Source organism: Alcanivorax sp. HI0083 (assembly GCF_001635175.1).
In genome coordinates, this window is the sequence record NZ_LWFX01000957.1 from 1 (window position 1) to 6,016 (window position 6,016).

Annotated in this window: 6 protein-coding genes; 3 read left to right on the top strand and 3 right to left on the bottom strand. The window is 57.6% G+C overall.

Annotated elements, in window-relative coordinates; genetic code table 11:
* A partial coding sequence (locus tag A3754_RS10935; protein ID WP_063519704.1) for an exodeoxyribonuclease VII small subunit occupies positions 1–180 on the bottom strand: 180 nt, incomplete at its 3' end.
* Between the two features lie 547 nt (positions 181–727).
* Positions 728–1,789 carry a porin gene (locus tag A3754_RS10940; RefSeq protein WP_063519705.1) on the bottom strand — a complete coding sequence of 354 codons (1,062 nt, stop codon included), beginning with the start codon at positions 1,787–1,789 and terminating at the stop codon, positions 728–730.
* Between the two features lie 573 nt (positions 1,790–2,362).
* Here A3754_RS10940 and A3754_RS10945 point away from each other — a divergent pair.
* The gene (locus A3754_RS10945) at positions 2,363–3,310 is read left to right on the top strand and encodes a tRNA-dihydrouridine synthase (protein WP_197468621.1); all 948 of its coding nucleotides are present in this window, start codon (positions 2,363–2,365) and stop codon (positions 3,308–3,310) included.
* Here the strand turns inward: A3754_RS10945 and A3754_RS10950 are convergent.
* Complete coding sequence (locus tag A3754_RS10950) at positions 3,270–4,268, bottom strand: MBL fold metallo-hydrolase (protein WP_082872491.1); 999 nt, start codon at positions 4,266–4,268, stop codon at positions 3,270–3,272. The genes A3754_RS10945 and A3754_RS10950 overlap by 41 nt on opposite strands.
* 288 nt (positions 4,269–4,556) lie before the next feature.
* Here A3754_RS10950 and A3754_RS10955 point away from each other — a divergent pair, with 288 nt between their 5' ends.
* Both A3754_RS10955 and A3754_RS10960 read left to right on the top strand, forming a co-directional pair.
* Positions 4,557–4,814 (top strand): DUF4212 domain-containing protein, encoded by a 258-nt coding sequence (locus A3754_RS10955; protein WP_063519707.1) that lies wholly within the window; start codon positions 4,557–4,559, stop codon positions 4,812–4,814.
* A 43-nt stretch (positions 4,815–4,857) separates the two neighbouring features.
* Positions 4,858–6,016 (top strand): sodium:solute symporter family protein (locus A3754_RS10960; RefSeq protein ID WP_197468622.1); only part of this gene is annotated, 1,159 nt, incomplete at its 3' end.

Genomic DNA, 6,016 nt, shown 5'->3' on the forward strand with positions numbered 1-6,016 from the left:
GATGCGGACTTTTTGTTCCGCCTGCTGCAGAGCTTGCTGGCACTCCCGGGACAGGCGTACGCCTTCCTCGAAAGCTTTCAGGGAGTCTTCCAGGGTCAACTCACCGGATTCCATCCGTTCCACCAGGGTTTCCAGGCTATCCAGCGAGGTTTCCAGCGCGGGGGCTGCGTTTTTTGCCATGAGCGTCTCCTCGGATCCATCACCGGGACCCCGTCTTTGCTGTCTCTGCCCCTGCAGTGGGCTGTGCTGGCGGCAACAGTAATGCAGCGGCTGTGGTGAATCAATTCCAGGTTGCGGGCTGGCTGTGGTGGTCAAACCGGGCCAGGGTAACCGTTCAGCTGATTTGATCTATTCTAAGTGATTGATATAAATAGGGTAAGGCAGGCGGGGAAAAGAGGGCCGGAAGATTGATTCCAAATGGTTCTAAACAGGGGCTTCCACCCGATCGTGGTGGCTGATTATATTGAAAGGCCCGCCGGAGCTCGCAGGCTGCTTCTTCCTCTGATCTCCTAAGCTATGGCGTTTCGCTTGCGTCAACCGGCGGGGATTCTGATCAAGCAAGCTTCATGGTGCGCGCAACACGCATCATGCTGTAGAAGTCATGGGAATTTTTTCCAGGTAAAACCCAACAGGCCGCGCCGAGGTTTCGAGCGCGGCCTGTTGGGTTTCCGGTACGCATCACACTAAACCGCGTTGTTGCGTGCAGCGTGATGGGTGCCAGCGGCTCTTAAAAATCAAACCGCATGCCCACCGTGAAGACCTGGCCATCGCTTTCCACCTGGTAGCCCGCCAGCGGGTTGAAGCTCTCGGAGTTGGGGGTGTAGATGGCGTAGCCCAGTTCCTCGTAGAAGTATTCCGCAAAGAACTTCAGGTTTTCGGTGTGGCGGTAGTCCAGCCCGACCTGGGCAGAATCCCCCTGGAAGAAGGCATCACCTTCATCGGTTTCTTCACCATGGGCGACCATGGCGCGCAGGGTGTACTTGTTCCAGCTGTAGGAGCCCATCAGGTTATAGGTCACCGGGTCATCGTCCTGGACGGTGTCATCGTTGGTCAGCAGCTGTTCCACCTTGGCGGCGAAGCGCCAGTTGCCGGGGGACCAGGCTGCGGAGATGCCCGCCTGATCGGCATGCTTGGCGGAGTCCTGCTCACTGTCCTGGTAGCCGATACCAAAGGCCAGCGAGTCGGTTACCGCATAGGACAGCGCGTACTGCATGGTATCCAGATAGCTGGTGCCCTGCTGATCCGTCAGATCGACACCGGAAACGGTGGCCGTGAAGCCGCCCATGCTGGGGGTGGTGTAGGTGAGCGCGTCGCGGCGAAAGGTGGCCTGGGTGGCGTAGCCAGAATAGAAAGAACTGAAGAAATCCAGCGGGTAGGCCACGTTGTTGTAGTACGCCAGCCACTGGGTACCGACGCGCACGCTACCAAAGCGGTCGTGGGCGACGGTAATGTCGGCGACCCGCGGCTTGTTGTTGCCTTTATAACTTTCCTGGAAAAAGGTCGGGTCTTCCGCTTGCAGGCGTGCGGAATTAATCGGGAATTCCACCGTGCCGGTAATGTTGAAATGCTCGAAGTCATTATATTTGGCGGTGACACCCAGTCGGGAGTACGCATCCCGAAGCCCGGTGTAGGAATCGTCTTCGCCGGGTTGCGCCTGATCGACAGAAACGGCTTCTGTCTGGATGCGCAGGGAGCCGTAGGGCGTCACCTCCAGATCTGCCTGGGCAGGCAGGGCGGCAAAGCCGGCCAGCAGGGCTGTCGATAATGGCAAAATACGTTGCTGTTTCATCAGTTTCTCTCCCTCATTTTTATCGCAAAAAACGTGCGGCCTGGCGCGGGGCAGGCGACAGGCCTATGAGTTGTGGGGTGGTGTAAGGCGAAATATTGCGTAATCGCGTTTGGGTTTCGGCAGCGTGTCGCGCAGCGCCCACGACGCAATAAGGGAAAGAAAAACGCACGCAACTGACGGTGGGTGCGTGGAGATGGAACACTCGGTAACCCGGAGAAAAGGTGACAGACTTTCTCGGCAGTGTACCCTCTTGCGCCTTCCCGATAAGGCGTTGGCGGCGTTAACCATGCAGGAAAAAACATGGTGATGCCGTGTCGATGGCGCTCGCGAATGATGCTTTTTTCATTGCGTTCCCTCACGTTGCCAGGGGCGCCAGCTACCGATTTTCCGGCGTGCGAGTGCCCCCGAGTAGCGTCCATTCTTGCGCAAATTGTTATTTACCGTGGCAAATGAACACCGTTATTGCAAGAAAAGCCGGATGTTTTGTGGTGTGGTTCGTGGTGGAGAAGGAGAAAGGTTGAATGGATTTTTGCCCGCAATTACTCGTATTCGGCAACGTTGCAGTAGCCTAGAATGCGCGCCATGAAATTGATTTTGGCCCCCATGGAGGGCCTGGCGGATTTTTGGGTTCGCCAGGCATTAACGGATGTGGGCGACTACGATTGGTGTGTCAGTGAGTTTGTCCGTGTCAGCGGGCTGCTGTTGCCGCCGAAGGTGTTTTATCGCTGGTGCCCCGAGTTAAAGCTTGGCGCGCGCACCCGGGCGGGCACGCCTGTGCATCTTCAGCTGCTGGGCTCCGAGCCTGACTGCATGGCGGAAAATGCGGTACGTGCAGTGTCACTTGGGGCGCCGGCGATTGATTTGAACTTTGGTTGCCCGGCGAAAACCGTGAACCGCCATCGTGGTGGTGCCGTGTTGCTTGATGAGCCAGAGGTGGTGCATGCGGTGACGGCGGCGGTACGTGAGGCCGTGCCGGCCAATGTGCCCGTGTCCGTGAAAATGCGCCTGGGGAATGAAGATGATGGCCGGGCGCTGGATAATGCACGGGCGGTGGTGGAAGCCGGTGCTGCCTGGCTGACGGTACACGGGCGCACCAAGCGCCAGGGGTATAAACCGCCGGCCTTCTGGGATCGTATCGGGCACATCCGTGAGGTGGTATCGATTCCGGTGATCGCCAATGGTGAGATCTGGACTGCGGACGATGCGGCCCGCGCCCGCCTGGAAAGTGGTTGTGAGGATCTCATGCTCGGGCGCGGCGCTGTGGCCGACCCCCGTCTGGTCTCCGTGTTGCGTCATGGCGCGGAGTCTGACTGGAATGCTATCTTGCCGATACTGCAGCAGTTTTGGGTGGATGTGGCGGGTACCGGCACTGATGCGCAATTGGCCGGACGCATAAAACAGTGGTTGAGTTACCTGCGCCGGCGCTGGCCCCAGGCGGCGCAATTGCTTGAGCAGCTGAAACGCGAAACCCGGCCCGAGGTTATTGCCCGGATTCTGGCTGACTTTGTGCCTTTAACGTAAAGCGTTGAAAGGGTGGCAAGACAAGGAAGTCGCCTTCGTGCCGATCCGCCAGCGCATGAAACGAGTCATGCATATTGTCCAGCCCCCAGGGGAGAGGCTTCACGTCAGGCGTGAGTTCACTGAAAAAATCATCCCAGTGCACCGGTATCACGGTGTGTGCGCCCACCGCCTTGGCGGTTTCCTCCATGAATGACTGCTGATAGTGGTCAGATTGTTTGCCCAGGCTGGCGCTGGCCAGCAGTGCATAGTCGGCCTGGTAGGCATCCAGTGCGCCGGGGGCTGCCCCTGAACTTCCCTGAATCAACACGGACCCGTTGGGGTGGCTGATAACCACACCATAACTTTGGCCCTCTTCCCAGGCACCTACCCGTGCAGGGGGAACCACCGGTGCTGGAATGTCGCCCTTGCCGGTCATCGCCTCCACGGCGGCGGGTAGTGGCACATGGCTGGCAGGGACGAACCGCACGGTGAATTGACCAAATTGATAGGGATGATGCGTTTCAATCGTGGTGATTCGCGATTCCGGTAGTTCCCCGCCGCGGCCCACCATGGCGGTGGAGGTGGAGCCCAGCAGTTGTGCCCCGGTTTTCTGTGCCACCACGGCCACATCCATGGCGTGGTCGAAATGGGAGTGCAGCACCAGTAATGCGTCCAGCGAGGTAATCCCGGCCTGTTCCAAGGCCTGATCAATGCGCTGCTCATCGGGCTTTAGTCGGGTAAACAGCAGTTGGGGAATGGATACCCGGGAAAAATAGCCGTCGGTGAGCAAATGGGTGCTGCCATCGCTGATCAGGATGGTGCTGGTGCCCAGGTAGGTCAGCGTCACCTGCCCCGGAGCGGGAGCCGGTTGCGGCGAGGCGATGGGCCAGCGTTCCAGGCTGGGGGTAAAGGTCAGCAGCAATACGCCGCACAAGATCACAAGCAGCAAAGCGCTGGAAATCCATCGCGCTATTTTCATTGTCTATCCATGGTTGTTCTTTTCGACGACGCGTCAATCCCTGCCTGCGTAGTGGTGTCGCACAGGCCAAGACCTGCCAGTTTAACGGAAATTACGCAGCTGCACAGGTCGGGAGCGGATTTTGCCGGCATGGATAGCGCTGGCCCGTCAGAGCCTGAACCCGTCCCGGCTTCGACTAAAGTCATACTGTGTTGCCATGGCCCTTTGGCTAGTCTGGAGCTCGAGCCTATCCCTTGTCTGCCTGAAAAGGGGGTGGCCTGATTTCCTGATGACGCAGAGGGACGAGTAATGAAAGAAGAAAACGCCCGCGCCTACTGGGCCGCTAACCTGCGATTGATTTTGACCTACCTGGCTGTCTGGTTCGCTGTCTCCTATGGCTGCGGCATTTTGCTGGTGGATGAACTCAATCAAATCCAATTCTTCGGTTTCAAGCTGGGCTTCTGGTTTGCGCAACAGGGAGCCATCTACGTGTTCCTGGTGCTGATCGTCATGTACGCGCACTCCATGAACAAGCTGGACCGTAAATTTGACGTCCACGAAGACTAACCGCTGAAAAGCAGATAAAGAGTCCGATAAAGAGAGACATCCTATGGATATTCAGACACTCACTTATCTCTTTGTAGGCGGTTCGTTTGCGCTCTACATCGGGATTGCGATCTGGTCACGGGCCGGGTCGACCAAAGATTTTTACGTGGCCGGTGGCGGGGTTTCCCCGATAGCGAACGGCGCCGCCACCGCAGCCGACTGGATGTCGGCAGCCTCGTTTATTTCCATGGCCGGGATTATTGCCTACTCCGGTTACGATGCGTCGGTGTACCTGATGGGGTGGACCGGGGGCTATGTACTACTGGCCATGTTATTGGCACCTTACCTGCGCAAGTTCGGCAAGTTTACGGTGCCGGATTTCATTGGTGATCGCTATTACTCCAACGTGGCAAGAACGGTAGCGGTGATCTGCGTAATCTTCGTGTCCTTTACCTATGTGGCCGGGCAGATGCGCGGTACCGGCATCGTGTTTGCCCGCTTCCTGGAAGTGAATGTGAATACCGGTGTAGTGATCGGTATGGCCATCGTGTTTTTCTACGCTGTGCTTGGTGGCATGAAAGGGATTACCTACACCCAGGTAGCGCAGTATTGCGTGCTGATCTTTGCCTTCCTGGTGCCGGCGGTTTTCCTGTCCATCATGATGACCGGGCATGTTCTTCCACAAACCGGTTTTGGTGGCACGGTACTGGATGCAGCCGGTGGTGACAGCGGGGTGTATCTGCTGCACAAACTGGACCAGGTAGTGACCGATCTGGGCTTTACCGAATACACAGAAGGCTCAAAATCCACCATTGATGTGTTCTTTATTGCTGCGGCATTGATGTGCGGTACTGCGGGCCTGCCCCACGTGATCGTGCGTTTCTTTACCGTACCCCGGGTGAAAGATGCCCGTATCAGTGCCGGCTGGGCGTTGTTCTTTATCGCCTTGCTGTACACCTCTGCACCGGCGGTGGGCGCATTCGCACGGCTCAACTTGATCGACACCGTGAACGAAACCCAATACACCGAACTGCCGGAATGGTTCTATAACTGGGAAAACTCCGGGTTGATCGGCTGGGTGGACAAGAACGGTGACGGTGCCGTGCAGATGCGCGCCGGAGCACCCTTCGAAGGCAAGCCGACCTATGCCGGCAGCCGTGAAGAAACCAAGGGCAGCTATGGGGAGCGGGTGTTGACCAATGCCCCCACGGATAACGCCTCGG

What these genes read in the sequence shown, in the direction of transcription:
- A3754_RS10940 (WP_063519705.1), bottom strand. Translation starts at nt 1,789, where the DNA reads ATGAAACAGCAACGTATTTTGCCATTATCGACAGCCCTGCTGGCCGGC.
- A3754_RS10945 (WP_197468621.1), top strand. Translation starts at nt 2,363, where the DNA reads ATGCGCGCCATGAAATTGATTTTGGCCCCCATGGAGGGCCTGGCGGAT.
- A3754_RS10950 (WP_082872491.1), bottom strand. Translation starts at nt 4,268, where the DNA reads ATGAAAATAGCGCGATGGATTTCCAGCGCTTTGCTGCTTGTGATCTTG.
- A3754_RS10955 (WP_063519707.1), top strand. Translation starts at nt 4,557, where the DNA reads ATGAAAGAAGAAAACGCCCGCGCCTACTGGGCCGCTAACCTGCGATTG.